The 23508-nt window shown below is 70.4% G+C and carries 18 protein-coding genes; 7 read left to right on the top strand and 11 right to left on the bottom strand.

The window, feature by feature from the left end; all coding sequences use genetic code 11:
* Position 1: 1 nt before the first annotated feature.
* Genes RUR49_RS18570 through RUR49_RS18585 form a run of 4 tightly spaced genes read right to left on the bottom strand, consistent with a single transcriptional unit; the run spans position 2 to position 7211 of the window.
* Positions 2 to 1729, bottom strand: a complete 1728-nt coding sequence (locus RUR49_RS18570; RefSeq protein ID WP_409147894.1) for a tetratricopeptide repeat protein — start codon at positions 1727 to 1729, stop codon at positions 2 to 4.
* Entirely contained in the window at positions 1726 to 3009 is a 1284-nt protein-coding gene (locus RUR49_RS18575) for a polysaccharide pyruvyl transferase family protein (protein WP_409147895.1), read from the bottom strand. The genes RUR49_RS18570 and RUR49_RS18575 overlap by 4 nt, the downstream gene beginning before the upstream one ends.
* Entirely contained in the window at positions 3002 to 3676 is a 675-nt protein-coding gene (locus RUR49_RS18580) for a class I SAM-dependent methyltransferase (RefSeq protein ID WP_409147896.1), read from the bottom strand. The genes RUR49_RS18575 and RUR49_RS18580 overlap by 8 nt, the downstream gene beginning before the upstream one ends.
* Positions 3677 to 3728: 52 nt before the next feature.
* A complete protein-coding gene (locus RUR49_RS18585; protein ID WP_409147897.1) occupies positions 3729 to 7211 on the bottom strand; it encodes a glycosyltransferase in 3483 nt (1160 codons plus the stop codon).
* A 372-nt stretch (positions 7212 to 7583) separates the two neighbouring features.
* Here RUR49_RS18585 and RUR49_RS18590 point away from each other — a divergent pair, with 372 nt between their 5' ends.
* From RUR49_RS18590 to lpxK, 5 genes are all read left to right on the top strand, one after another.
* Complete coding sequence (locus tag RUR49_RS18590; protein ID WP_409147898.1) at positions 7584 to 7748, top strand: hypothetical protein; 165 nt, start codon at positions 7584 to 7586, stop codon at positions 7746 to 7748.
* A 371-nt stretch (positions 7749 to 8119) separates the two neighbouring features.
* The gene (locus RUR49_RS18595; protein WP_409147899.1) at positions 8120 to 8383 is read left to right on the top strand and encodes a DUF4170 domain-containing protein; all 264 of its coding nucleotides are present in this window, start codon (positions 8120 to 8122) and stop codon (positions 8381 to 8383) included.
* A gap of 18 nt (positions 8384 to 8401) precedes the next feature.
* A complete protein-coding gene (locus RUR49_RS18600; RefSeq protein WP_409147900.1) occupies positions 8402 to 8797 on the top strand; it encodes a hypothetical protein in 396 nt (131 codons plus the stop codon).
* Entirely contained in the window at positions 8790 to 10103 is a 1314-nt protein-coding gene (locus RUR49_RS18605) for a 3-deoxy-D-manno-octulosonic acid transferase (RefSeq protein WP_409147901.1), read from the top strand. Before RUR49_RS18600 ends, RUR49_RS18605 begins: the two co-directional genes overlap by 8 nt.
* On the top strand, positions 10103 to 11149 hold the full coding sequence (lpxK, locus tag RUR49_RS18610) for a tetraacyldisaccharide 4'-kinase (protein WP_409147902.1): 1047 nt from the start codon (positions 10103 to 10105) through the stop codon (positions 11147 to 11149). Before RUR49_RS18605 ends, lpxK begins: the two co-directional genes overlap by 1 nt.
* 25 nt (positions 11150 to 11174) lie before the next feature.
* Here lpxK and RUR49_RS18615 read toward each other — a convergent pair whose 3' ends face one another.
* The 3 genes from RUR49_RS18615 to RUR49_RS18625 form a co-directional block, all read right to left on the bottom strand.
* Positions 11175 to 11390 (bottom strand): DUF2093 domain-containing protein, encoded by a 216-nt coding sequence (locus RUR49_RS18615; protein ID WP_409147903.1) that lies wholly within the window; start codon positions 11388 to 11390, stop codon positions 11175 to 11177.
* A gap of 169 nt (positions 11391 to 11559) precedes the next feature.
* The gene (gene tldD, locus RUR49_RS18620) at positions 11560 to 13011 is read right to left on the bottom strand and encodes a metalloprotease TldD (RefSeq protein WP_409147904.1); all 1452 of its coding nucleotides are present in this window, start codon (positions 13009 to 13011) and stop codon (positions 11560 to 11562) included.
* Positions 13012 to 13300: 289 nt separating this feature from the next.
* Positions 13301 to 13822 (bottom strand): YcxB family protein, encoded by a 522-nt coding sequence (locus RUR49_RS18625; RefSeq protein WP_409147905.1) that lies wholly within the window; start codon positions 13820 to 13822, stop codon positions 13301 to 13303.
* Between the two features lie 235 nt (positions 13823 to 14057).
* Between RUR49_RS18625 and RUR49_RS18630 the strand changes: the two genes are divergently transcribed.
* A complete protein-coding gene (locus RUR49_RS18630; RefSeq protein WP_409147906.1) occupies positions 14058 to 17552 on the top strand; it encodes a class I SAM-dependent DNA methyltransferase in 3495 nt (1164 codons plus the stop codon).
* A 282-nt stretch (positions 17553 to 17834) separates the two neighbouring features.
* Here RUR49_RS18630 and RUR49_RS18635 read toward each other — a convergent pair whose 3' ends face one another.
* The 4 genes from RUR49_RS18635 to RUR49_RS18650 all read right to left on the bottom strand — a co-directional run bounded on the left by RUR49_RS18635 (position 17835) and on the right by RUR49_RS18650 (position 21913).
* A complete protein-coding gene (locus RUR49_RS18635; protein WP_409147907.1) occupies positions 17835 to 19415 on the bottom strand; it encodes a calcium-binding protein in 1581 nt (526 codons plus the stop codon).
* A gap of 250 nt (positions 19416 to 19665) precedes the next feature.
* Positions 19666 to 20496, bottom strand: coding sequence for a methyltransferase domain-containing protein (locus RUR49_RS18640; protein ID WP_409147908.1), 831 nt, complete (start codon positions 20494 to 20496; stop codon positions 19666 to 19668).
* A gap of 70 nt (positions 20497 to 20566) precedes the next feature.
* The gene (locus RUR49_RS18645; RefSeq protein ID WP_409147909.1) at positions 20567 to 21175 is read right to left on the bottom strand and encodes a pyridoxamine 5'-phosphate oxidase family protein; all 609 of its coding nucleotides are present in this window, start codon (positions 21173 to 21175) and stop codon (positions 20567 to 20569) included.
* 45 nt (positions 21176 to 21220) lie between these two features.
* Entirely contained in the window at positions 21221 to 21913 is a 693-nt protein-coding gene (locus RUR49_RS18650; protein WP_409147910.1) for an invasion associated locus B family protein, read from the bottom strand.
* 570 nt (positions 21914 to 22483) lie between these two features.
* On the opposite strand from RUR49_RS18650, the gene coxB reads away from it, so the two are divergent.
* Positions 22484 to 23374, top strand: a complete 891-nt coding sequence (coxB, locus tag RUR49_RS18655; protein ID WP_409148129.1) for a cytochrome c oxidase subunit II — start codon at positions 22484 to 22486, stop codon at positions 23372 to 23374.
* Positions 23375 to 23508: the final 134 nt, after the last annotated feature.

Below are 23508 nucleotides of genomic sequence, written 5' to 3' on the forward strand. Positions count from 1 at the left end.
CTCAGCCCCCCGCGATCTCGGCGAAGACGCGGCCGATCAGGGCGTCAAAGCTGCCGTCGGCGATCATGTGCTCGAGCACGAAATGGTCGGCGCAGCCCTCGACGGGCACGAGGTCGACGTTGCCGAGCGGCCGCATCAGCTCGGCCGTCGCCACGTCCGGCGCGTAGCCCGTCCCGTAGCACTGGTGGATGCGCGTGGCGGGCGCGGCGGCGATGACGTCGAGCAGGCGGTCGTCGTTGCCGGCGAGCGCCGTCAGCATGGCGCCGCGATAGTTGGTGCGCGACACCGGCGCCTCCTCGTGGGTGGCGTCGTCGCGCAGGTGCACCGGGGCGGCGAACGAGATCACCGCCGCGGCGCCAGAGAGGGTGCCGTAGCGCGTCGCCGCGACGCCGCCGACCGAGGACCCCGTCGTCATCATCGGCAACCCGCCGAGCTCCGCCTGCAGCCGTCGCAGCCCCGCCACCGTCGCCGCCTCGTCGGCCCCGAGTCCGGCGACCCCCGTCTGGAAACTGCGGTTGCGCCGGTCGCGCAGGTAGACGACGTGCATCGGGTGGGGCGCGAACAGCACGTCGGCGTGGGAGAATGGCAGGTAGCTGAAGCCGTTCTGCACGCCGGCGAAGACGACGAGGATGGCGCGGGCGTCGTCCGCGCGGACCACCTGCACGTCGGCGGCCGGGTCGTTGGAGACGCCGCGCGGGTTCGTCCACGCCGACGCCGGCCGCGCCGCGAAGGCCTTCCGCAGCGGCTCCGCCATGTGCGCCACTGGCCCCGTCCGGTCGAGGCGGTCGAGGATCTTCAGCGCCCGCGCGGTGTCCTGGAGGCGGAGCGCGGCGACGGCGAACTGGAAGCTCCAGCGCTCGTCAGCCGCCATCGCCGCTTCGCGCTCGGCGAGGCGCTGGCAGAGCGCGCGGTCGATGTCGAGGGGGGCGGCGGAGCGGTTGTAGCGGAAGAGCATGAACCAGTCGTCCGGCCAGCGTTCGATCGCCGCCTGCAGAAGCCGCACGAGATCCTCGGAGCGGTTGGCGAAGAAGGCCGCCTGCACCGCCTTGCGCATCAGGTCGGCGCGGTTCGGGTACCGCGCCAGCATCGCCTGCGACAGCGCCAGCGCCTCGTCGAAGCGCGCTTCGACCACGAGGAGTTCGAGTTGCAGCACGGCGCTCTCCGCCGGCAGCGGCCCGAGTGCCGCCGCCCGGTCGAACAGCCGCGATGCCTCGCGCTTGTCGTGGCGGCGGAAGGCGAGCGCCGCGAGCTTGACGATGACGAAGCGGTCAGCCGCCGTGCCGCGCATCAGCCCGTTGAGGAAGGCCTCGCGCTCGCCCGCGTTCGTCGTCGCGGTGGTGAGCTGCGTCAGCAGCGGCAGCGCCGGCTCGGCCGGCTCGTCCCCCCAGACGAGGCGCGCGAAGGTCTCCCGCGCCCGGGCCGCGTCGCCGTTCGCGAGCTGCTGGCGGACGAGCCGCACCGGCGCCCAGGCGTTCGCCGGGAAGCGCTCGACGGTGGCGGCATAGACCGCCTCCGCCTCCGCCGTCCGCCCGGTGGCGGCGAGGAACTCGCCGGACAGGAAATGCAGCCGCACCTCGCCCGGCCACTGCACCAGCGCCGCCGCAAGGCGTGGACCGGCGCCCGCGTGGTCCCCGGCCGACAGCAGCGCCTCGATCGCCGCGATCTCCCGCGGCACATCCGGCAGTGGTGCTGCCTCGAGGCGGGCGTCGGCGGAACAGGCGGCGGTCACGGCGGCGACCGGTCGAAGGGCGGCGCGAACAGCCACGACCAGCCGCTGACGCCGATGCCGCGCTGCACGAAGCTGCGCAGGAAGCGCGCCTGCTGCAGCATGTTCGACCGCGGCGCCGCGAGCTCGGCCACGACCCGCGCCCAGTGCGCGTCGAGCGCCGCATGCACGCTCGCCGGCACCAGTGGCCCCGTCACCGGCTCAGCGAGGCGGGCCGGTGCGCCGGCGAACGCTTCCTCCCAGCTTGCGACGAGGTCCTGCGGGCGGCCGGTGTGGGCGAGAAATCCGGAAAACTTCGGCAGCGCCGGCCGCGCGACGACGAGCGACGGCACGTCGTAAGCGGCGCTGGTGATGTAGCCGTGCAGCGAGCTGCCGAGGTGCAGGCTCGCGTTCGCGATCACCGCCGCGATCTCCTCGAGCGACTGCGGGTCGTCCACCACCACCGCCGGCCCGGCGACATGGCGGCCTATGCGGCGGACGGTAACGTCGTCGTGGTGGCAGGGCCCGAGCGGCACCAGCACCGGCGTCAGCCCGTGCGCGGCGGCGAAGGCGGAGATCCGCGCCGCCATCGCCTCCGGTGCGAGCTCCGTCGAGCGCGCCTTGACGTGCAGCGACAGGAACCGCCCCTCCGCCGCGAACCCCTTGCGCTCCAGCAGCCGCGCGAAGGTCGCGGCCAGCCGATCCCGCGGCCACAGCCGCGCCACGTCCACCGCCGTGTCCGGCACCACCGCGACCGCGGCCCCGCCCGTCGGGCCGAGATGCTCGAAGCTCGCCGCGTCGCGGACGCTGACGTAGTTTGCCGCCTCGAAGGCCTGCCGCACCATCACGTGCTTCAGCCCCGGCATCGCCGCGAGCGGCCGCGGCACGCCCGGCGCGTTCCAGATCACCGGCACATTGCGCAGCGTCGCCGCCACCGTCGCGCCGAGCCACAGCGCGGCATAGGCCCAGCCCGGCCCGTCGGCCTCGTAGTCGACGAGGTTCGCCGCCCCGGCGTGGACGATGTTGCCGCCGCCGATCAGCACGCCGCGCGGGCGGAAGCGCTCAGAGAGGAGGTCGGCAAGCGCCACGCACGGCGCCGCGTCCGCCCAGCGCGTCCGGCTCGCCGTCGGTGACACCGGCACCACCGTGAGCCCATGCGCGGCGAGCCGGCGGGCGGCGACGAGCGGGAACAGCAGGTCGCCGTAGTTCTCGACGTCGAAGGTGCCGGTGACGAACACCTCTGTCGGCGCCTCGGCCGGAGGCATCGAAGCACCCAAAGCCGGCCGCGGCGCGCTCTCAGCCATCGAAGGGCGCCTTCTGGTAGGCGCGGCGGTGCTCGAACGGCACGCGGTAGCCGATCTCGACCTTGCGGTAGTCGGGGTCGTGGTCGAAGAACAGGTCGCAGATCAGGCGCACGTGCGGCGTCTCGATCTGCGCGTCGGTGTACTCGAGGCGGATGTCGGGGTTCTTCTGCGGGTTCATCGTCGGCGAGACGGCGAACGACCAGTCGTAGTCGTCGAGCAGCATCAGCCCGCCGGGCTTCAAGAGCTCCTTCAAGATCATCGCCGCCGGCGCGTCGTGGTGGAAGGCGTGGCCGCCGTCGAGGAAGACGAAGTCGAACAGCCCCGGCGGCTCGCCGGCCTGGCGCCTAGCCTGCAGGATCGTCGCCAGCGACCAGTTGTAGCTGTCGTGGCGCCGCCGCGTGTTGGCGTGCAGCTCGACGTTGGTGAAGCCGAGGCCCGCGAGGTCGGCGCCGAGGTCGGTCAGCCGGTCCTCGAAATCGAACAGCAGGATGCGCCCGCGGTTTTCGAGCTTGCGGCAGAGCTCCACCGTGGTGGCGCCGATGCCGACGCCCACCTCGCAGATCACCGGCGCCGGCTCGCGCGCCAGCACCCGGTCGAGCAGGTCGAGGGCGTGGGCGTTCGGCTTGGCGATGGCCGCGTTGCGCGGGTCGGTCAATCGTTCCAGCATGCACGCGCCCCTTCCGGACACCGGTTCCGATGCGACCCCGCCGCCGCGCGCCTCACGGGATCGCCGCGAGCATGGTGGCGACGCGCTGCTGCCAGCTGATCTTCCACAGGGCCTCGCGGGGCAGGGGGCGGTCGGGGCCTTCGAAGCGGGCTCGTGCCACGGCCAGCTCCACCTTGGCAAGGAAGTCCGGGCCGTCGTCGGCGATGTCGACGTGGTCACCGAGCTCGTCGATGTTGAGCACCCGGGTCGTCACCACGCGCTTGCCGAGCGCCACGTACACGTAGAGCTTCAGCGGGTTCATGCTGTCGCTGAGGTCGTTGCGCAGATGCGGCATGATCGCCACGTCGAACCGGCGGATGTAGCGGCGCGCCTCGTCGTAGGGGCGCGGCCCGAGCATGTGGACGTTGCGCAGCCCCTGCAGGCGCAGGGCCTCGGGGCTGCCGTGCGCCGAGCCGACGAGGACGATGCTCCACTCCGGGTGGCGGTGCGCCAGGTCCTCGACGAGGGGCACGTCGATGCGGCTGCGCAGGTTGCCGACATAGCCGATGATCGGCCCCGGCAGGTGCGCGATGTCGTGCGGCACCCCGAGCGTCGGCTCGCCCGGCATCTCGCACGCATTGGGGACGACGCGGATCGCCTCGCGAAAGGTCGGAAAGCGGTCGCGCAAGGTCTCGCAGTTAGCGAAGATCACGTCGGCGCGGCCAAGGGTGCGGCGGTACTCCTCCTCGACGACCAGCCGTCGCTCGGCGCTTCCCGTCATCGCCCGTTCGTCGTCGACGAGATCGACGATCACCTGGTCGAAGCCGACGGTGTCGCAGAGCTCGGCGAAGTGCGCCGCCACGGGCCAGGCCCACGCGACCCGGCGTGCCCCCGTGCGCGCCGGAACCTGCTGCGCCACGAAATCCGCATAGCCTTCCAGCTTGTCGAGGGTGCGGCCATAGAAGCTCTGGCCCGGCTTGTCGCCATAGATGAAGACGCGCCGGCGCGCGCCCGGCTCATCGTCGAGCTCGAGGAAGCGCCGGATCGTCGCGTCCGAGGTCAGCTTGGCCTGGTCGAGCACGGCCTCGCGGCCGCGCTGGGCCGCCTTCTCCACCGCGGCGACGCGGATCGGCGCGTCGAACACCGTGAGGCTCCGCACCCGTTCGCTTTCGCTCAGATAGCGCATCAGCATGTCGTGACGACGCCCATAGATGCCGGTGTCGTTCTGCTTCCAGAAGCAGACGAGGTCCATCGCGGCGGGCCGGAACACCGCCGGCGCCGCGACGGGCACGGCGGTCTCGACCCACGCCGGTGCCTCCTCGGGCAGGCCGGCGTCGTAGCAGCGGTTGAGCGCGGCGAACAGCGCGGTCCATTCCGCCTTCCAGACCCTCGGCCGTGACAGGCAACGGTCGACGGCCGCCTCGATGCGCGCGCGGTTGACCCGGTAGCCGAGTTCCTCATGGAACCAGGCGATGCGCCGCTCCGCGAGCGCGGGGTCGGCTTCTCCGGCCGCGATGGTCCGCAGCCAGGCGTCGAGCATGTCATCGTCGTCGATGTACGAGACGACCGAGGGCGACGGAGTATCCGCCAGCGGCGCAACCCGGGTGGTCGCCACCGGCACGCCGAAGGCGAGGGCGTCCGTCAGCTTGGCGGGGATCTGGAAGTGGACGATCGGCGAGTCGGGATCCTGCAGGAGGCAGACCCCGTCGGCGATCTGGCCGAGCTCGGGCAGTCGCTGCCACGGCTGGTTCGGAAACAGGCTGATGCGCGCCTTCGGGAAGGCGAGCAGGTCGCGGTGCATGCCGCGGTCGGCGATGGTGCCGATGACGACGAGGCGCAGCCGCGGGTCGTCGACACGGTGAAGCGCCGCGGCGAGCCGCTCCAGACCCTTGTGGCGGCGCGGCGTTCCCATGAACAGGATGACGCGGTCGCCAGGATCGATCGAGAACTCCTCGCGGATCCGGTCTCTCAGCACCGGATCAGGCCGGAATGTCGCCTCGTCACGGGCGTGGCGCACGACCAGCCCGCCGTAACGCGCGCGCAGGGCGGCGTTGGAGACCGTCCGGTCGTCGAAGGTGGGGATCAGTGTCTCGGCAACCGACGTCCAGAGACGTCCATCGGGGCGGTCCTCGTCCGCCATCGCGGAGAAGGCGAGCGGGACCGCCGCGTCGTCCCCGGCCTCGCCGCGAACCGGGCCCTCGCCGTCAGGGACGCAATCGCGGTCGAGAATCCGGGCGACCGCCGTTGCGACTTCGACCCCCTCGGCCTCGGGAAAGAACGACAGTTCGTGGTCGTCGATGTCGAGGACGAGGCCGCAGCCCGTGCGGTGGTGGATGAGCAGTGCGAGCAGGATCGCCGGGAGCCGCGGCTTCGACAGATAGGCGACGTCGCACTGGATATCGGCGGCGAAGGCGGCGGCCTGTGCGACGAACGTCTTCATCGCATTCGCCACGAACGACCGCATCGGCAGGTCGGCGGACCGCAACGGCTCCCACACGTCGGCGCCGTTGGCGCTGAACAGCGGCCCGACAATCTCGGTCGGGTGGCTCGCGCGCAGCATGTCGGCGAGGACGTAGGCGCGGCCCACAGCGTTGTCGGCGAGCTGCCAACCCACCACGGCCACGCTGGGGGCGGTCACATCAGGCGGCGACGCGGGAAGAACACCCGCGGGCTCGCATTGCCCGGGCGCCGCACTCTTCCCGAGGGGGCGAGCGACAAGCAGGGTCTCGATGCTCTCGAGGCCCAGCGACCCACAATTGCCATCGAGGGTCACCTCGACGACGCAGTGCGTCATCGGACCGAGGCACGGTGCCTCCGCGACGAGGCGAAGGTCCGTAGCGCCGTCGGGGTAGGCGACGGCGGGTGAAAGTCGAAACAGGCTTCGAGGCTTCTTGCCCTCCGTCGTGCAACCGATCGCGATCAGCGACAACATGCCTTGGCAGGCGGTCGCCTCCTCAAACCTGAACCTCAGGTCGATGCGCAACATCTTGCCTGCCGTCCCGGCGGGAAGTGGCAACTGCCGCGTCAGGATCAGCGGTCGGTCACCGGCGCGGAAGTCGACGCGCAGCCCGGTCGTCTCCATGCGCCAGTTGGGCGTTTCTCCCTCGCCGTCCGCCACCCGGACATCCCAGGCCGGTACCTGCGGCGCGACGGCCCCGACATCTCCTTCTATCGTCTGGAACCGGGCGACGTCGCGCAGGCTCCGGCCGCCACGGGGACTTCCGGGGCTCTTCGGAACCGTCTGTACGTCGAAGTCGATGTGGCGCAGCAGGCAATCGATCGCCTGCCGGCGGAAGCGCAGCTCGAACTGGCAGGCCGTCGCTCGCGACGCCCATGTGGTCTCGAAGCTGATTGTCAGCGTCGAGGTGTCGGTGATCTGGAAGGCCGAGGCGTGCAGCGAGACAAGCGTCCGCCTGCGGCCAGAAATGGCCCCGCTGATGGAGACGTTCGCCAGCGCCTGCTTCAGGATGCGCGCATCGTCCGTTGTCAGGCGAAGGTCGATCCGGACGAGGGCGCCTCTGGAGGCGACAGGGCCAGAGATCGATCGGCGCAGCATGACCCCGATCGCATCGGGGGGCGCGACGAGGCGCACGCCGCCCTCGCCCGGCACCAGCGTCGCCGAGCCAGCGCTCGAGGAGTCCGCCGTGGCGGCCCACTCTTCGAAAGGCGGAGTGCAACCGTCGGTTAGTGGCGTTGCACCGAGATCTGCCGCCCTTGGCGCGAATAATTCAACCAATGCGATTGTCTTTGTCTGGGCTGAGCAACCCCCCCATGTCGAGTTAAATCCAGCGGGCCGTCGTCACAAGAGCGTAATGATCCGAAGGTGACCGCGCCCTGCGCAATTCCCACCGATCGCGTCCGCATCGCGCCCCGGAACCGGCGCGGGTCTCGGCTCGTTCGGTCTGCACAGCGACGAGAGGAGTGCGCCATGCCGACCGAACTGCCGACCGGCCCCAAGCCGATCAATCCCGGGAACCAGAAGGAGCCGGAGACGCCGACGGATATTGAGCTCGATCGCGAGGTCACGAAGAAGCGCGATCCCGATGCGCTCGATCCCGTTCCCGGCGAACCGGCCGTGCTGCCGGTGATGTAGGCCGTGCCCACGGGCAAGCGGCCGCGGCCAGTCCTCAAGCTCGCGCTCGAAGGCGCGGTGCCGGCGGCTGAAATCCTGGCGCGCGAGGCGGCGGCGGCGCAGACGCCCGGCGGGCCGGACGTGGACGATGCCACCCCTCCGGCGCAGGCCCAGCGTGTCGGGAGCACCGAGCCCGGGTCGCGGGGCGACCCGAATCGCGGCCGGTCATGATGGCTGCGGGCTATTCGGGCATGGACGGGGGCGGCGGGCGAACCCTGCCGGCTCATCGAATGTAGCCTTCCGGTGGAAAGCGGCGGGCGGGGCGAGAGGTCGCCTTGGCAGGGTGAGGCGTTCCGGCGAGGATGGAACGCAGCGTTCCGAGAGGCCTCGCCATGACACCGCCACCGACAGCGCCGGCCGAGCCGCCGGGCAAGCAACTCCTCCACCTCGTCTTCGGCGGTGAACTCGCCGCTATCGGCTCCAACGAGTTCCGCGATCTCACCAAGCTCGATATCGTCGGCGTCTATCCCGACTATGCGAGTGCGAAGGCGGTGTGGAAGGCGAAGGCGCAGTCCACCGTGGACAACGCGCTGATGCGATACTACGTCGTCCACCTGCACCGACTGCTCGACCCGGACGAGGACCGCGCCGGCTGACCGGCCACACCACGACGAATGCTGAAGCGGTTCTCACAATCCGCCGGCGTGCGCCGTCGCATCGGCGAGGCGCTCGCCGCCAATCCGCGTTCCGTCGCCCGCGCGAGCGCGAGCGACACCGGGACACCGGATCAAGATCCGGCGGCGGCACGTTCCCTTCATCGACGCGATGTGGCACGGACAGCACGTCATGGTGCCGTTCGGCAAACATCCGACCTGGAGGTCCGCGTGTTGATCTCGCGTTTTGCGGACGGTGAGATCGAGGCGGTGGCGTTCAACCTGCCGTTCGCCCGCTCCGTTTTCGTCGACCGCCGTACGCGCGGCCGGCGCAGTTTCGGTCGACGCGACACAGCCCGGCGCACCATCGGCCATCACGATTGCGAACGTCCCGATCTCGATCGGCGCAATGGCTGACCCGGCCGGCCCGTCCGGAGGCGGTCTGACGTCGGTCTGGCGGGTCGTCGGCCGGCTCGCGCGCCCGTTGCTGTGGGGCCTGCTGGCGGTGCGCACCGCCCGCGGCAAGGAGGATCGCGGCCGCCGCGGCGAGCGCTTCGGCCGGCCGTCACGCCCGCGCCCCGAGGGGCCGCTGATCTGGGTGCACGCTGCGAGCGTCGGCGAGTTCTCCGCCGTGCTGCCGCTCGTCGAGGCGATGGTCGAGCGCGGCATCGCGGCGGTGGTGACGACCGGCACCGTCACCTCGGCGCGCATCGCCGCCGACCGGCTGCCGGCGGGGGCGCTGCACCAGTTCGTGCCCCTCGACGTCGCGCCCTACATCTCCCGCTTTCTCGACGCCTGGCGGCCGTCCGCGGCGCTGTTCGTCGAATCGGAGGTGTGGCCGGTGGCGCTCGCCGAGACGGCGCGCCGGGGGATTCCGCGCATCGTCGTCAACGCGCGCCTCTCGGCCCGCTCGTACCGGCGCTGGCGCAAGCTGCCGGCGACGGCGCAGGCGATGTTCGGCTCGGTCGACCTCGTCCTCGCCCAGTCGGAGGCCGACGGCGAGCGCTTCGCCGGGCTCGGCGCCGCGACGGTCGAGGTGACCGGCAACCTCAAGGTCGACGGCCCGCCGCCGCCTGCCGACGCCGACGAACTCGCGGCGCTCGCAGCGATGGTGGGCGCGCGGCCGCGCTGGGTCGCCGCCAGCACGCACCGCGGCGAGGACGAGGTCGTCGTGGCGGCCCACCGTCTGATCGCGGCGAGCCGGCCAGACGTTCTCACCGTGCTGGTGCCCCGCCATCCCGAGCGGGGCGGCCGGATCGCGGAGATCGTGACGGCGAGCGGCCTCGGCGTCGCGCTGCGCTCGCGCGGCGAGCCGATCAGGCCAGACACCGCCGTCTACGTCGCCGACACCATCGGCGAACTCGGGCTGTTCTACCGGCTGGCGCCGGTCGCCTTCGTCGGCGGCTCGCTGGTCGAGCGCGGCGGCCAGAACCCGATCGAGCCCGCCCGCCTCGGCGCCGCGGTGCTCGCCGGGCCGAACGTCGCGAACTTCGCGGCGCTCTACGGCGACCTGGCAGGCGCAGGCGCGCTCGCCACCGTCACCGACGCCGACAGCCTCGCCGCCGCCGTCGGCGCGCTCCTCGACGATCCCGCCGCCGCCGACGCCGCCGCGCGCAACGCCGCCGCGGTCGCCGATCGCCACGCCGGCGCGCTGGCCCGGACGCTCACCCGGCTGTCGCCGCTGTTCGACGCGGTGGCCGCCGGCGGACTGGCGAAAATCTGATGCGCGCGCCGGAATTCTGGTGGAAGCGGGCGGGCCTGCGGGCGCGGCTGCTGTCGCCGGTCGCGACCGTCTACGGGCGGATGGCGGTGGCGCGGATGGCGGAGGCGGCGACGGCGCACGCGCCGGTGCCGGTCCTGTGCGTCGGCAATCTCGTCGTCGGGGGAGGCGGAAAGACTCCGACCGTCGAGGCACTTGCGTCCGAGGCGCGGGCGTCGGCGGGGCTCTCGCCGGTCGTCCTGTCGCGCGGCTACGGCGGCCGGCTCGAGGGGCCGTTAGTCGTTGATCCGCAACGACATTCCGCCGCCGACGTCGGTGACGAGCCGCTGATGCTGGCGGCCGCCGGTGTGACGGTGGTCGTCGCCCGTGACCGTGCCGCCGGTGCGGCGCTTGCGGTCGAGCACGGCGCCACAATCGTGATCATGGATGACGGCTTCCAGAATCCGAGCCTTTACAAGGATTTGTCGCTGCTCGTCGTCGACCGCGAGCGCGGTATCGGCAACGGCCTCTGCCTGCCGGCGGGACCGCTCCGCGCACCGGTCGAATCGCAGCTCGAACGCGCGGATTTCCTGGTCTTGACGGGCCGGGGAGGGGCCGCCGATGCCGTGGTGCGGTCGGCGGGCGGTCACGGCGTGCCGGTCATCGGTGCACGGTTGACGGCCGTCAGTGACGGCTCGACGCTCGCCGGACAGCGGGTGCTGGCGTTCGCCGGAATCGCCAATCCGGACAAGTTCTTCGCGTCGCTTGTTGAAGCGGGAGCGGAGGTCGTGGAGCGCCGGCGGTTCGCCGATCACCACGCCTATTCCGACGCCGATTGTGCAGCGATCAGAGCGGCTTGCGCGTCCGCCGCCCTGCTACCGGTGACGACCGCAAAGGACCGTGCGCGGCTCGCTGGCTCCACCGAGCGCGACCGTCTCGCCGCCCGCTGCCACGTGCACGAGGTGCGCTTAGTCGCCGACGAGCCCGGCGTCTTCGCGCGGGTGATCGGTGAGGCCTGCGCGAAGGCCGCCGACCGCCTCGCGGGCGGCCGGACACTCGACCGACGCTAGAGGCGTCAGCCGGACGTCGGGACCTTCAGCCCATCAGCTCCTGGTGGCGCTTCAGGGCCGTGGCGGCGTCGAGATAGGGCTCCTGGCGATCGACGTTCCAGTACTTCAGCTCGTCGATCGGGATGGCCATGCCGGTGACGGCGCAGCGCACGAAGGTGCCGGGCGACAGCACGTCGAAGTCGCCGTCGCGATAGCGCACCCGCGCCTCGCCGCCCGAGCGGGGCGATTCGTATCGGTTCATCTGCGCTCCCGCGCCTTGTGCTGTCCGCCCGAGGGCGCCGTGATCCGCCACTCCCGGGTGGCTTCACCCCCTCGATAACGCGTCGACGGCCGCACGTCACCCCGGGTGGGTTACGGAGCGACCGTCCTACGGCGTTGCGGCGCTTCGCCGACCCGGCGAAGCGCTCGCCTCAGGTCTGGGTGCCGCCGACGGTCAGCGCGTCGATGCGCAGCGTCGGCTGGCCGACGCCGACCGGCACGCCCTGGCCGGCCTTGCCGCAGGTGCCGATGCCGGGATCGAGGCCCATGTCGTTGCCGATCATGCGCACCCGCGTCAGCGCGTCCGGGCCGTTGCCGATCAGCATGGCGCCCTTGATCGGCTCGGCCACCTTGCCGCCGCGGATGCGGTAGGCCTCGGTGCACTGGAAGACGAACTTGCCGGAGGTGATGTCCACCTGGCCGCCGCCGAAGGAGACGGCGAAGATGCCGTCCTCGACGCTCGCGAGGATTTCCGCGGGGTCGTGGCTGCCCGACAGCATGTAGGTGTTGGTCATCCGCGGCATCGGGATGTGGGCGTAGGACTGGCGGCGGCCGTTGCCGGTCGGCCGCATGCCCATCAGCCGGGCGTTCTGGCGGTCCTGCATGTAGCCGACGAGAATGCCGTCCTCGATCAGCGTCGTCGTGCCGGTGGGCGTGCCCTCGTCGTCGACGGTGAGCGAACCGCGCCGGCCGGGCATCGTGCCGTCGTCGACGATGGTGACGCCGGGCGAGGCGACGCGCTCGCCCATCAGACCGGCGAAGGCGGAGGTCTTCTTGCGGTTGAAGTCGCCCTCGAGGCCGTGGCCGACGGCCTCGTGCAGCAGCACGCCCGGCCAGCCGGGGCCGAGCACGACGTCGAAGGTGCCGGCCGGGGCGGGGCGCGCGTCGAGGTTGACGAGGGCCTGACGCAGCGCCTCGTCGACGGCGCCCTGCCAGGACTCCGGCGTGATGAAGCGGGCGTAGCCCTCGCGGCCGCCCATGCCCATCGAGCCCGATTCGCGGCGGTCGCCGTCGCCGGCGACGATCCCGACGTTGAAGCGCACCAGCGGCCGCACATCGATGACGCGGTGACCGTCGGCGCGGAGGATCTCGACGCTCTGGTGGGTGGCGGCGAGCGACACCGTAACCTGCTTCACCCGTGGGTCACGCGCCCGCGCATAGGCGTCGATCTCGGCGAGCAGCGCCACCTTGTCCTCGAAGGGCTCCGGCGCCAGCGGGTCGTCGCCGGAATAGAGGCGGGCATTGGTGCGCGCCGGGGCGTCGGAATAGGTGCCGGAATGGCCGCTCTTCACCGCCGACACGGCATCGGCGGCGCGCTTCAGCGCAGCCTCGGAGACCTCGTCGGAATGGGCGTAGCCGGCCGACTCGCCGGCGACGGCGCGCAGGCCGAAGCCCTTGGTGATGTCGTGGGCGGCCGATTTCAGCCGGCCGTTGTCGAAGACGAGGCTCTCCGACCGCCGCACCTCGAGGAAGAGCTCGCCGTCGTCGGCGCCGTCGAGGGCGCTCGCGAGAATCCGCTGCGCCGTCTCGGGCGAGAGATCGGCGCCGGCGAACAGGCTGTCGTGGGAGGAGAGCGAGGGGGTGGGCGTGCGAGCGGTGGTCATGGGGACTCCAGTGCGTCGGGCCCTAACATAGGTCGGGGAGCGGCGGAGTTCACCCCTGGGGTGTTCGGATGCGCGGAGGCGGGCTGGGGACATTGCGAGGAACCCCTTCTCCCGGCCGAAGGCGGGGAGAAGGTGGCCGAAGGCCGGATGAGGGCGCGCCGCGTGAGCGGCGCGAGGGCCTGTCGCGAGGTGGCGTCCGGGGCTTTCGGCGCGCTTCGCCCGCCGCCCTCATCCGCCCCCTTCGGGGGCACCTTCTCCCGCGAACGGGAGAAGGGAGTCGCCGCTTCCTTCAGTGCCAGCGTGTCCAGTCCGGCACGCCGGCCGTCGCCACCGTCGCCCGCAGGCTCGCCCACTCCTCGTCCGAGAACACGCGGCGGGGCAGGGGCTGGAACTGGCCGGTCTTGAAATGCAGCAGCATCACCCGCCCGTCGGCGGCAAAGCCCGCGAGCTCGCGCCAGCCGAGCCGGGTCTCGCCGCGGCTGGAGCGGACCGAGAAGCCCTCGGTGTCCCAGGAAAACGTCTGCTCGTGGGTGTAGAGCGGGTTCTTCGCCGCCATCCGCGACTGCACCGCCGCGGCGAGCACCTCGCTCACCAGCGTCGTCGCGGCGAAGGCTAAGAAGGCGAGGAGCGCCCACAGCAATGCCTGGTCCTGGCCGCCGGCGCCGAGCATGTAGAAGACGACGAAGGCGAGCAGCAGCGGCCCGATGGCGAACTTCGCGAGCGGGTTCAGCGACAGCCGGCGCGTCCAGATCGACTGCAGAATGGCGGCCTGCAGGTCCGGCTGCCCGAGCGTGAACGTGACGGATCGCATCGGTCCCCTCGGTTGTCCTCACCTGCGGCGGGGACTAGCAGGCGCGGGGCGGGAGGGGGAAGGGAAAAGCGGGCGGGGTGGGGGTATGGCGGCGCGTGGGGAGCCCTTCGCGTGTGCCCGCCGCGGGTGGTGCACCGGAGGCCGCCCCGCCTCGCCGAGACATAATCCGTGCCCATGGTGTTGAAGCGTGTCGTTGCGCTTGTTCGATCCCTTCCCGCCTTGATAGCTTCGGCTCATGGGGGACACGCGGCCGACCGACATACCCGACACCGCCGAGGACAGCGGCGCAGCCGCGCGGGCGGAGGCCTTCATCGCGCGCTGGCGCGGGCTCGAAGGCGGTGCCGAGCGGGCGAACTATGCGCTGTTCCTGATCCAGCTCTGCGACGTGCTTGGCCTGCCGCATCCGGACCCGGCGAGCGGTGCCTCCGAGCACAACGACTACGTGTTCGAGCGTGCCGTCACCTTTCGCGAGGCCGGCGACCGCGTCGGCCACGGCCGCATCGACCTCTATCGCCGCGGCGCCTTCGTGCTGGAGGCGAAGCAGAGTCGCATGCGCGACCACGCCGCCGAGGCTGCGGCGGCTGGGCAGGTGGACATGTTCGGCGATGCCGCGGCCGCCTCGCCCTCCGTTGCCGCTCGCGGCCGACGCGGGGCGGCGCGCGGCTGGGACGTCTTGATGATGAACGCCCGCCGGCAGGCGGAGGACTATGCCCGCGCGCTGCCGGCCGACCACGAGTGGCCGCCGTTCATCCTCGTCTGCGACGTCGGCCACTGCATCGAGGTCTATGCCGACTTCACCGGCCGCGGCCGCAACTACGCGCAGTTTCCCGACCGCCAGGGCTTTCGCATCTATCTTGATGACCTGCGCCGGCCGGAGGTGCGGGCGCGGCTCAGGGGCATCTGGCTGACGCCGCAGGCGCTCGACCCGACGAAGAAGGCGGCGGAAGTCACGCGCCGCATCGCCGCGCGCCTCGCCGAAGTGTCGAAGTCGCTGGAGGCGCGCGGCTTCCCGGCCGAGGCGGTGGCGCTGTTCCTGATGCGCTGCCTGTTCACGATGTTCGCCGAGGACGTGAAGCTCTTACCGGAGAAGTGCTTCCGCGACCTGCTCGGCCGCTGCGGCGACAAGCCGGAGAACTTTCCGCGCATGGTCGGCCAGCTGTGGGACGCGATGGACGCCGGCGGCTTCGCCTTCGCCATCGAGGCGCAGGTGCGGCGCTTCAACGGAAAGCTGTTCGCCGCTGCGCAGGCCCTGCCGCTCGAGCGCGAGGAGATCGGCGAGCTCTACGCCGCCGCCGACGCCGACTGGCGCGGCGTCGAGCCGGCGATCTTCGGCACGCTGCTAGAACAGGCGCTCGACCCGGCTGAGCGCAGGCGACTCGGCGCCCACTACACGCCGCGGGCCTATGTGGAGCGGCTGGTGGTGGCGACCGTCATCGAGCCGCTGCGCAAGGACTGGGAGGAGGTGGTCGCCACCGCCGAGCGTCGCAAGCACGAGCGCGACGCGGCCGGCGCGCTGGCCCTCGTGCAGGCCTTCCACGAAAAACTCTGCCGCACCCGCGTGCTCGACCCCGCCTGTGGCACCGGCAACTTCCTCTATGTGGCGATGGAGCTCGTAAAGCGGCTCGAAGGCGAGGTGCTGGAGGTGCTGGCCGACCTCGGCGGCCAGGAGGCGCTTGCCTCGCTGGAGGGCCACACGGTTGACCCGCACCAGTTCCTCGGGCTGGAGATCAACCCGCGCGCAGCTGCCATCGCTGAACTGGTGCTGTGGATCGGCTATCTGCAATGGCACTTCCGCACCAAAGGCGGCGATCCGGCCGAGCCGATCCTGCGCGCGTTCGGCAACATCACCGCGAAGGACGCCGTGCTGACGTGGGACGGCGCGCCGCTGCCGAAGGTCGTCGACGGCAAGGAGACATATCCGAACCCGCGGCGACCAGACTGGCCGGACACGGAGTTCATCGTCGGTAACCCGCCCTTCATCGGCGGCAAGGATATCCGCGCCCGCATGGGCCCGGCTTATGCCGAGGCGTTATGGAAGGCGCACCCGCACATGAACCAGAGCGCCGATTTCGTCATGTACTGGTGGGATGGCGCCGCCGACATCCTGCTGCGCGCGAAAAGCCCGCTGAAGCGCTTCGGCTTCGTCACCACGAATTCGATCAGCCAAGTGCTGCAGCGCCGCGTGATGGAGCCCTACCTCGATGCCAAAAAGCCGCTCTCGATCGTAATGGCGGTTCCTGACCATCCTTGGACCAAGGTGACACGCGACAGCGCCGCCGTGCGAATCGCCATGTCGGTGGCCCAGGCTGGCAAGCACGACGGCGTGCTGATGGAGGTGGCGGCCGAAGAGGACTTGGATACGGATAGTCCAATCATCCTGTTTGCTGAGAAGCGGGGAAGAGTGAACTCGGATCTCACGGTCGGGGTGGATGTTAGCACATCCGTGCAGTTGAAAAGCAATGTTGGACTATGCTCAAATGGCATGAAGCCTTTGGGGTCAGGATTCATCTTGTCCAGATCTGAAGCTCAACGCTTCGGAGCCGGTAGTGACTGCAATGTAGATAAAATCGTGCGGCCGTACTTGAATGGTAGAGACGTAACGCAGCGAGCAAGAGACGTATTTGTAATAGACTTTTACGGATTCACGGAAGGCGATGCGAGGAGACGTTTCCCTGAACTGTTTCAACATTTGCTGTCGACGGTAAAGCCAGAGCGAGAGAGGGCGTTTGAGCGGTCTCCAACCAAAGATAACGAGGAGTATCTTCGTCTTTGGTGGCTTTTCTGTAAGCCAAGACAGGAAATGCGCGACTTTTTGAATGGACTTGATAGATATATTGCGACGGTTCAGACCGCTAAGCATCGTATTTTCTCGTTAATTGAAAATAAAATGATGCCGGATCAGAAGTTGATGGTTTTTGGCTTTAGGAGCGGCTTTGATCTCGGCGTACTGAGTAGTGCAATTCATACCGTATGGACACTTCGTACTTGCGGCTGGTTAGGCGTAGGAAATGATTCTGTTTATGTGAAAACTAGAACTTTCGATCCCTTCCCTTTCCCCGCCGCCACCGACATTCAAAAGGCCGCTATCGGCGCCCTCGCCGAGGAACTCGACGCCCATCGCAAGCGGGTGCTGGCCGCGCACGAATATCTGACGTTGACCGGGCTCTACAACGTGCTGGAGCGGCTGAAGTCCGGTGCCAAGCCGGTCGATCTCGACGCAAGGGAGCGCAGGATCTTCGACGACGGGCTTGTGCTGATCCTGAGGGAACTGCACGAGAAGCTCGATGCTGCCGTCGCCGAAGCCTATGGCTGGCCGGTCGACCTGCCCGAGGAAGAGATTCTCGCCCGCCTCGTCGCGCTCAACAAGGAGCGGGCGGCGGAAGAGGCGGCCGGCAAGGTGCGCTGGCTCCGGCCCGACTACCAGATCCCGCGCTTCGGCCGGCCGGAGGAGAAGGCGGCGCAGCTCGAGGCTCTCTTGGAAGTGAAGGCCGGCGCCGTGCGTAAACCGGCCTTCCCGACCGACGACCTCGAACAGACCTTCGCCGTCATGGACGCGCTGCAGGCCGCCGGCGCGCCGCTGTCGGCCGCCGAGATCGCCGCCGCCTTCCGCCAGGGCAAGCGGGTGGAGAAGCCGGTCGCCGCCGTGCTCGCCGCGCTCTCCCGCCTCGGCCGCATCGCCAGCGTCGAGCGCCCGGGTGGGCGGGCGTTCACCCTGCGGCGGGCGGCCTGAGGGGAGGGGGCGCCGCGGCGGCGATGCCGCGGCGGCTTTCAGTGGGATGGTGCGGTGAGGGCGTGCGAACCGCGCGCGTGGCGGCCGCGGGACCCCTCCCTGTTCGAGCCCGCGGCCCCCCCTCCCTACCCTCCCCCGCGAGGGGGGAGGGGTCGCCCGCCTCCAGCGTCGAGGACTGCGAGCGTCGAGGATTGCTGGCATCGAGGACAGCGTGGCAGGGGCGTGGCGGCGCGTGCGGTCTCCGCGTAAGGCCAGGTCGACGACTGCGATGACAGCCGGGTTCTAGAAGTCGAACCAGTTCTTGGTGACGTCGGTCACCGTGTAGCCTTCGACGAGGACGGCCGTGCCGGCGTCCTTCACGGTGATCAGCACGCCGTCGGGGCCGTTGGTGAGCTTGAGGTCCGACAGGGAACCGGCGCTGGTGTCCGTGAAGTCGATGCGGTCGAACTGCGTGTTGAAGTCGGTGATGGTGTCGGTGTTGCCGCCATCGGAGAAGACGAAGCGGTCGGAGCCGTCGCCGCCGGTCAGCATGTCGCGGCCGGCGCCGCCCTCCAGCCGGTCGTTGCCGAAGCCGCCGTCGAGGGTGTCGTTACCCTCGTCGCCGAACAGCTTGTCGTTGCCGGCCATGCCGAAGATCACGTCGTTGCCGGTGCCGCCATAGCCCTTGTCGTTGCCGTCGCCGAGGTCGATCGAGTCGGAGCCGCCGCCGCCCCAGACGATGTCGTTGCCGGCGCCGGAGGAGATCGTGTCGGCACCGTCGCCGTTCGCCTCCGTGTCGCCGTCGCCCCAGATCTTGTCGCTGCCGGAGCCGGTGGAGATCTCGTCGCGGCCGGCCCCGCCGACGACGCTGTTGTTGCCGTCGCCGGCATCGAGGACGTCGGCGTCATCGCCGCCGTCGAGCTTGTCGTTGCCGGTACCGCCCTCGAGGCTGTCGCGGCCGTCGCCACCGGCGAGCTTGTCGTTGCCGTCGCCACCGTCGAGGGTGTCGTTGCCGACGCCGCCCTCGAGGAGGTCGTTGCCGGTGCCGCCGGCGAGGGCATCGTTGCCGCCATCACCGTAGAGCTTGTCGTTCCCGTCGCCGCCGTCGAGGGTGTCCTTGCCTTCGCCGCCCTCGAGAAGATCGTTGCCGTCGCCGCCCGAGAGCGAGTCGTCGCCGTACTCGCCGTAGAGCTTGTCGCTGCCGGCGCCGCCCAGCACCCGGTCGTTGCCACCGCCGGCGAACACCTTGTCATTGCCGTCGCCGGCATTGATGAAGTCGTCGTCGCCGCCGGCCGCGTCGCCGACGAGGTCGCCGTAGATGCGGTCGTTGCCGGCGCCGCCGTCGAGGCTGTCCTTGCCGTAGCCGCCGATGAGCTCGTCGTTGCCGGTGGCGCCGAGGAGGGTGTCCTCGCCGGTGCCGCCGTCGAGCTTGTCGTTGTCCAGTCCGCCGTCGAGATGATCGTTGCCGTGGCCGCCCCACATCTTGTCGGTGCCGCCGCCGCCGAACAGCGAATCGTGGCCGACATCGCCGGAGAGGTTGTCGCTGCCGGAGAGGCCGAAGATGACGTCGTTGCCGGAATCGCCGGAGATCTTGTTGGCCGAGCCGTTGCCGACGATCAGGTTGTCGCGCCAGTTGCCGACGACCGTGCCGCCGCCACCGCTCTGGTTGAGCGTCAGGCCGGAGAGCTGGCCGGGCATGGTGTAGGTGCCGGTGAACTTGTCGGCGAAGACGCCGTAGTTGTAGGCCGCCCAGTCGTAGGCCGGCGGGTTCAGCGGGTCGAGGCTGAAGAGGGTGATGTCGGCAGGGTCCGGCAGCAGCGCGTCGATGAGGCTCTGCTCGAAGGCCGTGAAGACGATGCTCTCGCCGCCCGGAACCTGTGTCATTTTTGCCCCTCCCGCCCGATTCCTGGCCCCGGCGGACGCTCACACCCGCTGTTGCCGGTCGGTTTCACGGCGCCGGGCGGCCGATCTTGATCAGCCTGCCCGGGGCGCCGGCCCCTGTTCTGCTGCGACTTTGTAGCTGAATTCCGGGCATTGCCCAAGCAAAACCGGCAGTCTTGCGGAATTGCGGGTTGTCACATGCAGCGTTGCATGGAGTGGGGCGAAGACGATCGGCAGGGCGTCGTTTCTCGGCTCAGGCCGCGGTGGCGCGGAAGAGGTAGTAGCCGATCGTCGCGAACAGGTGCTCGGCGCGGTAGTGGGCGTCGAGCTCGCCCTGCCATTTCGCCGCCTCGGCGGCGGTGATGACGCCGGCCTCGCGGGCGGCGCGGCCCATCTGGCCGAAATAGCCGTAGGCGAGGTCGGGCGTGAACAGCACGATGCGGGTGTCGATATGGACGTCGCGGAAGCCGGCGCGGCGGAGCATGTGGGCGAGGTCGCGCACCAGCCAGCCGTTGACGACGCCGCTGTCGCAGGCGTGGGCGAGCACGCGCCGCGTCAGCAGGCGGTCGGAGAGGTTGATGGCATTGCTGTCGAAGTCGGGCTCGAGCAGGGCGACGGTGCCGCCCTGGCGGGTGACGCGGCGCAGCTCCGCCAGCGCCTTCTCGGGGTCGGCGAGGTAGGTCAGGACGCGCTCGGCACGGCTTGCGTCGAAGGCCGCGTCCGGGAAGGGCAAGGCCTGGGCGTCGCCGGCCTCGAAGCTGGCGTCGATGCCGGCGGCGTCGGCGCGCCGGCGCGCCTCGGCGATGAAGGCCGGGCTGTGGTCGAGGCCGACGACCCGGCCGCCGGGGGCAACGAGGGCGGCGAGGCGATGGGTTTCCAGCCCGAAGCCGCAGCCGACGTCGAGGACCGACTGTCCGGGGCCGATGCCGGTGCGGGCGAGCGTCTTGAGCTGCTGGATTTCGCGCAGCCCGTCGAGCGCCTCCAGGGCGGCGACGTATTCGTGGACGTCGCCGAAGTGTTGGAGCTCGGTGTCGGCGGCGGGCGAGACGCCGTCCACACCGGGTCTGGATGCCGAATCGCTCATGGCCGACCTCCGCCGCGACACGCGCGCCCGACCGATTCAGGCGCCGGTCCGCCGGCTGGTTCGGGAGAGGCTAGTACAGCGTCGCCTTGTAGTCGTCGGCGATGGCCTGTTCGCTCAGCACCTCGCCGAGCTGGCAGTGGTCGCGGAAGATGACGCCCATCGGCGGCAGCACCGAGCGGTCGACCCAGGTCTCGGGCTTCCACAGCTGCGAGCGCAGGAAGGCCTTGCCGCACTGGATGTAGGCCTGGCGGACCGTCACCACGACGACGGAGAGCGGCAGGCGGCCGTTCGTCTCGAAGAGCGCCTTCAGCTCGGCGTCGTCGCGGAGCTCGGCCGTGCCGTTGACGCGCAGCGTCTCGGAGAGGCCGGGGACGACGAAGAGCAGGCCGACGGCGGGGTTGTCTAGGATGTTCGTCAGCGTATCGAGGCGGTTGTTGCCGGGCCAGTCGGGGAGCGCGATCGTGCGGTCGTCGAGGACCTGGATCTGGCCGGTGCGATCGCCGCGCGGGGTGACGTCGCCGAGGCCGTCCGCGCCCTGGGTGGCGATGACGTAGAAGCGGCTCTCGGCCAGGAGGGCGCGGCAGTGGACGTCGAGCAGCGGCAGCTCCTTGACGAGCACCTCGTGCACCGGCTCGGCATAGAGGCGCCGGAGCGCCGCCTTGTCCGCGATCTTCGCCATGCCTGCCGCTCCCGAATCGAAACTCAGCCGCGCCGGCGCCGCCGCTCAGGGCAGCGCGTCGAAGCCCGGGCCGAAGCCGGTGAGGGAGATCGGGATGCCGATGCCCTCTTCCGGCGTCTGGAAGATGATGAAGGTGGCGGTCGAGCCGCCGCGCAGCCGGGCGATCAGGTCCTCCTCGAGGACGACCTCGGCGATGCAGCCGTTCGGCAGGCAGCGCACGAAGCCGGCGCGGCCGACATTGTGGTCGAGGGTGTCGACCTTGATCTCGGTGGCGTCGTCGCCGGTCCAGCGCAGCAGCGCGTTGTTGTCGCGCACACTCATGACCTCGAGGACGCGCTGCGGATCGGCGGTTCCGACGATGTCGCCGGGCTGCAGGGCGAGGCCCTGCGGAATGGCGCCGCGGGCGACAGCCTCGTCGCCGCTGCGATCGATGGCCACCGTCATGGTGGCGTCGACGTCTTCCAGCACGCGCAGCCCGAGGCCGGAGGGGAGAAGCACGCCGAGCGGGGCGAGCACGCGCAGGATGCGGGCGCTCTGGTCGGCCGTCTTCAGGACGATGACGGTGAGGCCGACATTCTCGCGGTCAGCGGCGGTGACGTTCTGGAGGAGGGCGCACTGCTCCTCCTGGGCGCCGGGCAGGGTATCGCAACGGATCTGCCAGTCGCCGTGCACGCCCTTGACCTCGCCCTGGGCGAAGGCGGCGGAGGGGACGGTCGCGGCCGCGAGGACTGCGAGCACGGACGCTGCCGCGCGGGAGAGACGGCGTGGCAAGGAAGGCACCTCCACTGGCACGACGGTCAGCGGACCGTCGGGAGAGACCGCGTGCGGACGACGGGATGCGGCGCGCGGGCGATTCGGCCGCACACTGCCCGATCGTCGCGGCGGATGAAAGGCCGGGGCGGCGATGGCTGCTTCTGCAGCGGTGCGGCCGAACGGCAGAAGAATGGCACGCCGCCGGCACGATTGCGGCGAGGGGAGGGCCTGCGTCGCGGTGCCGCTTTCTTCATCGCCGGTCCTGCGCCATAACACTCTCGGCCGGTCAGTGGAGAATTCTTCCAACGGACGGGAGCCCGGCGGGAACGACCGGGCCGGCGCTGCAGGGCAGCGGCCGGCTCGTCCCGATGGTCCGGCCAGCGTCCATCCCAGGGATGGGCATCGTGGAGAAACACGGGAACGAGCCCGCACCCCGACATGGTGCGGACGCGGGTGCGTTCCGACCATCGAGTTCGAGGAGAGCCACCGGTGACGACCCCTCGCCTGACGAACCCCGGCGCGACGACCACAGGCGCGACGTCGCTCGGCGCGACCCTGGGCGCGACGCTCTCCCGCCTGGCGCTCGGCGCGGCCGCCGCCTGCGGGCTCGGCGGTGCGGCGCTGGCGGCGCAGCCGGAGCCCTGGCAGATGGGCCTGCAGCCCGCAGCGACGGAAGTGATGGCCTCGATCCGCTGGTTCGAGAGCTTCACGCTGATCATCATCACGGTGATCACGCTGTTTGTGCTGGCGCTGCTGCTCTACTGCGTGTTCCGGTTCAATTCGAAGGCGAACCCGACGCCCTCGCGCACCTCGCACAACACCGCCATCGAGGTGGTGTGGACGGTGGCGCCGATCCTGATCCTGGTGATCATCGCGATCCCGTCCTTCCGGCTGCTCTACAAGCAGCTCGACATCCCGGAATCGGACCTGACGCTGAAGGTCACCGGCTACCAGTGGTACTGGGGCTACGAGTACCCGGACGAGAAGTACGCCGGGATCTCCTTCGACAGCTACATGCTCGACGATGCCGGCCGGCAGCAGCTGATGCAGGAGAAGTCGCTGACGGAACAGCAGGTGCCGCGTCTGCTGGCCGTCGACAACGACGTCGTCGTTCCGGTCGGCAAGATCGTGCGCGTCCAGGTGACGGCCGGCGACGTGCTGCACTCCTTCGCGATGCCGGCCTTCGGCATCAAGATCGACGCCGTGCCGGGCCGCCTGAACGAGACGTGGTTCCGCGCCGACGCGCCGGGCGTCTACTACGGCCAGTGCTCGGAGTTGTGCGGCACCAACCACGCGTTCATGCCGATCGCCATCCGCGCCGTGCCGGAAGAGCAGTTCGAGGCCTGGGCCGAGGCGGCGAAGACCGACGTCGGCGCGGCGAACGCCCTCCTGGCGGAGATGCAGAACGGCACCGCGGCCACCGAGACGGTCGCCGCCACCCAGTGAGCGCTGGCGCGGGCGCATCCGGTGCCGACACCGTCGGCGTCGGGTGACCCGGAAGCCGAGCGTGTCGAGACAGTGATCCGGCGACGCCGGGCGAGACGGACGGACGGTCGGACCCGCTATGGCGCGGCGACCGG

The sequence above is a fragment of the Pseudoxanthobacter sp. M-2 genome (genome assembly GCF_046156265.1).
Classification (GTDB): domain Bacteria; phylum Pseudomonadota; class Alphaproteobacteria; order Rhizobiales; family Segnochrobactraceae; genus CAMDHY01.

Excerpts from the sequence above, each read along its gene's own strand:
- RUR49_RS18630 (WP_409147906.1), top strand. The coding sequence starts at position 14,058 with ATGGGGGACACGCGGCCGACCGACATACCCGACACCGCCGAGGACAGC.
- RUR49_RS18625 (WP_409147905.1), bottom strand. The coding sequence starts at position 13,822 with ATGCGATCCGTCACGTTCACGCTCGGGCAGCCGGACCTGCAGGCCGCC.
- RUR49_RS18605 (WP_409147901.1), top strand. The coding sequence starts at position 8,790 with ATGGCTGACCCGGCCGGCCCGTCCGGAGGCGGTCTGACGTCGGTCTGG.
- RUR49_RS18600 (WP_409147900.1), top strand. The coding sequence starts at position 8,402 with ATGCTGAAGCGGTTCTCACAATCCGCCGGCGTGCGCCGTCGCATCGGC.
- RUR49_RS18595 (WP_409147899.1), top strand. The coding sequence starts at position 8,120 with ATGACACCGCCACCGACAGCGCCGGCCGAGCCGCCGGGCAAGCAACTC.
- RUR49_RS18640 (WP_409147908.1), bottom strand. The coding sequence starts at position 20,496 with ATGAGCGATTCGGCATCCAGACCCGGTGTGGACGGCGTCTCGCCCGCC.
- RUR49_RS18575 (WP_409147895.1), bottom strand. The coding sequence starts at position 3,009 with ATGGCTGAGAGCGCGCCGCGGCCGGCTTTGGGTGCTTCGATGCCTCCG.
- RUR49_RS18645 (WP_409147909.1), bottom strand. The coding sequence starts at position 21,175 with ATGGCGAAGATCGCGGACAAGGCGGCGCTCCGGCGCCTCTATGCCGAG.
- RUR49_RS18635 (WP_409147907.1), bottom strand. The coding sequence starts at position 19,415 with ATGACACAGGTTCCGGGCGGCGAGAGCATCGTCTTCACGGCCTTCGAG.
- RUR49_RS18590 (WP_409147898.1), top strand. The coding sequence starts at position 7,584 with ATGCCGACCGAACTGCCGACCGGCCCCAAGCCGATCAATCCCGGGAAC.
- RUR49_RS18615 (WP_409147903.1), bottom strand. The coding sequence starts at position 11,390 with ATGAACCGATACGAATCGCCCCGCTCGGGCGGCGAGGCGCGGGTGCGC.
- RUR49_RS18585 (WP_409147897.1), bottom strand. The coding sequence starts at position 7,211 with ATGCTGCGCCGATCGATCTCTGGCCCTGTCGCCTCCAGAGGCGCCCTC.
- RUR49_RS18580 (WP_409147896.1), bottom strand. The coding sequence starts at position 3,676 with ATGCTGGAACGATTGACCGACCCGCGCAACGCGGCCATCGCCAAGCCG.
- tldD (WP_409147904.1), bottom strand. The coding sequence starts at position 13,011 with ATGACCACCGCTCGCACGCCCACCCCCTCGCTCTCCTCCCACGACAGC.
- lpxK (WP_409147902.1), top strand. The coding sequence starts at position 10,103 with ATGCGCGCGCCGGAATTCTGGTGGAAGCGGGCGGGCCTGCGGGCGCGG.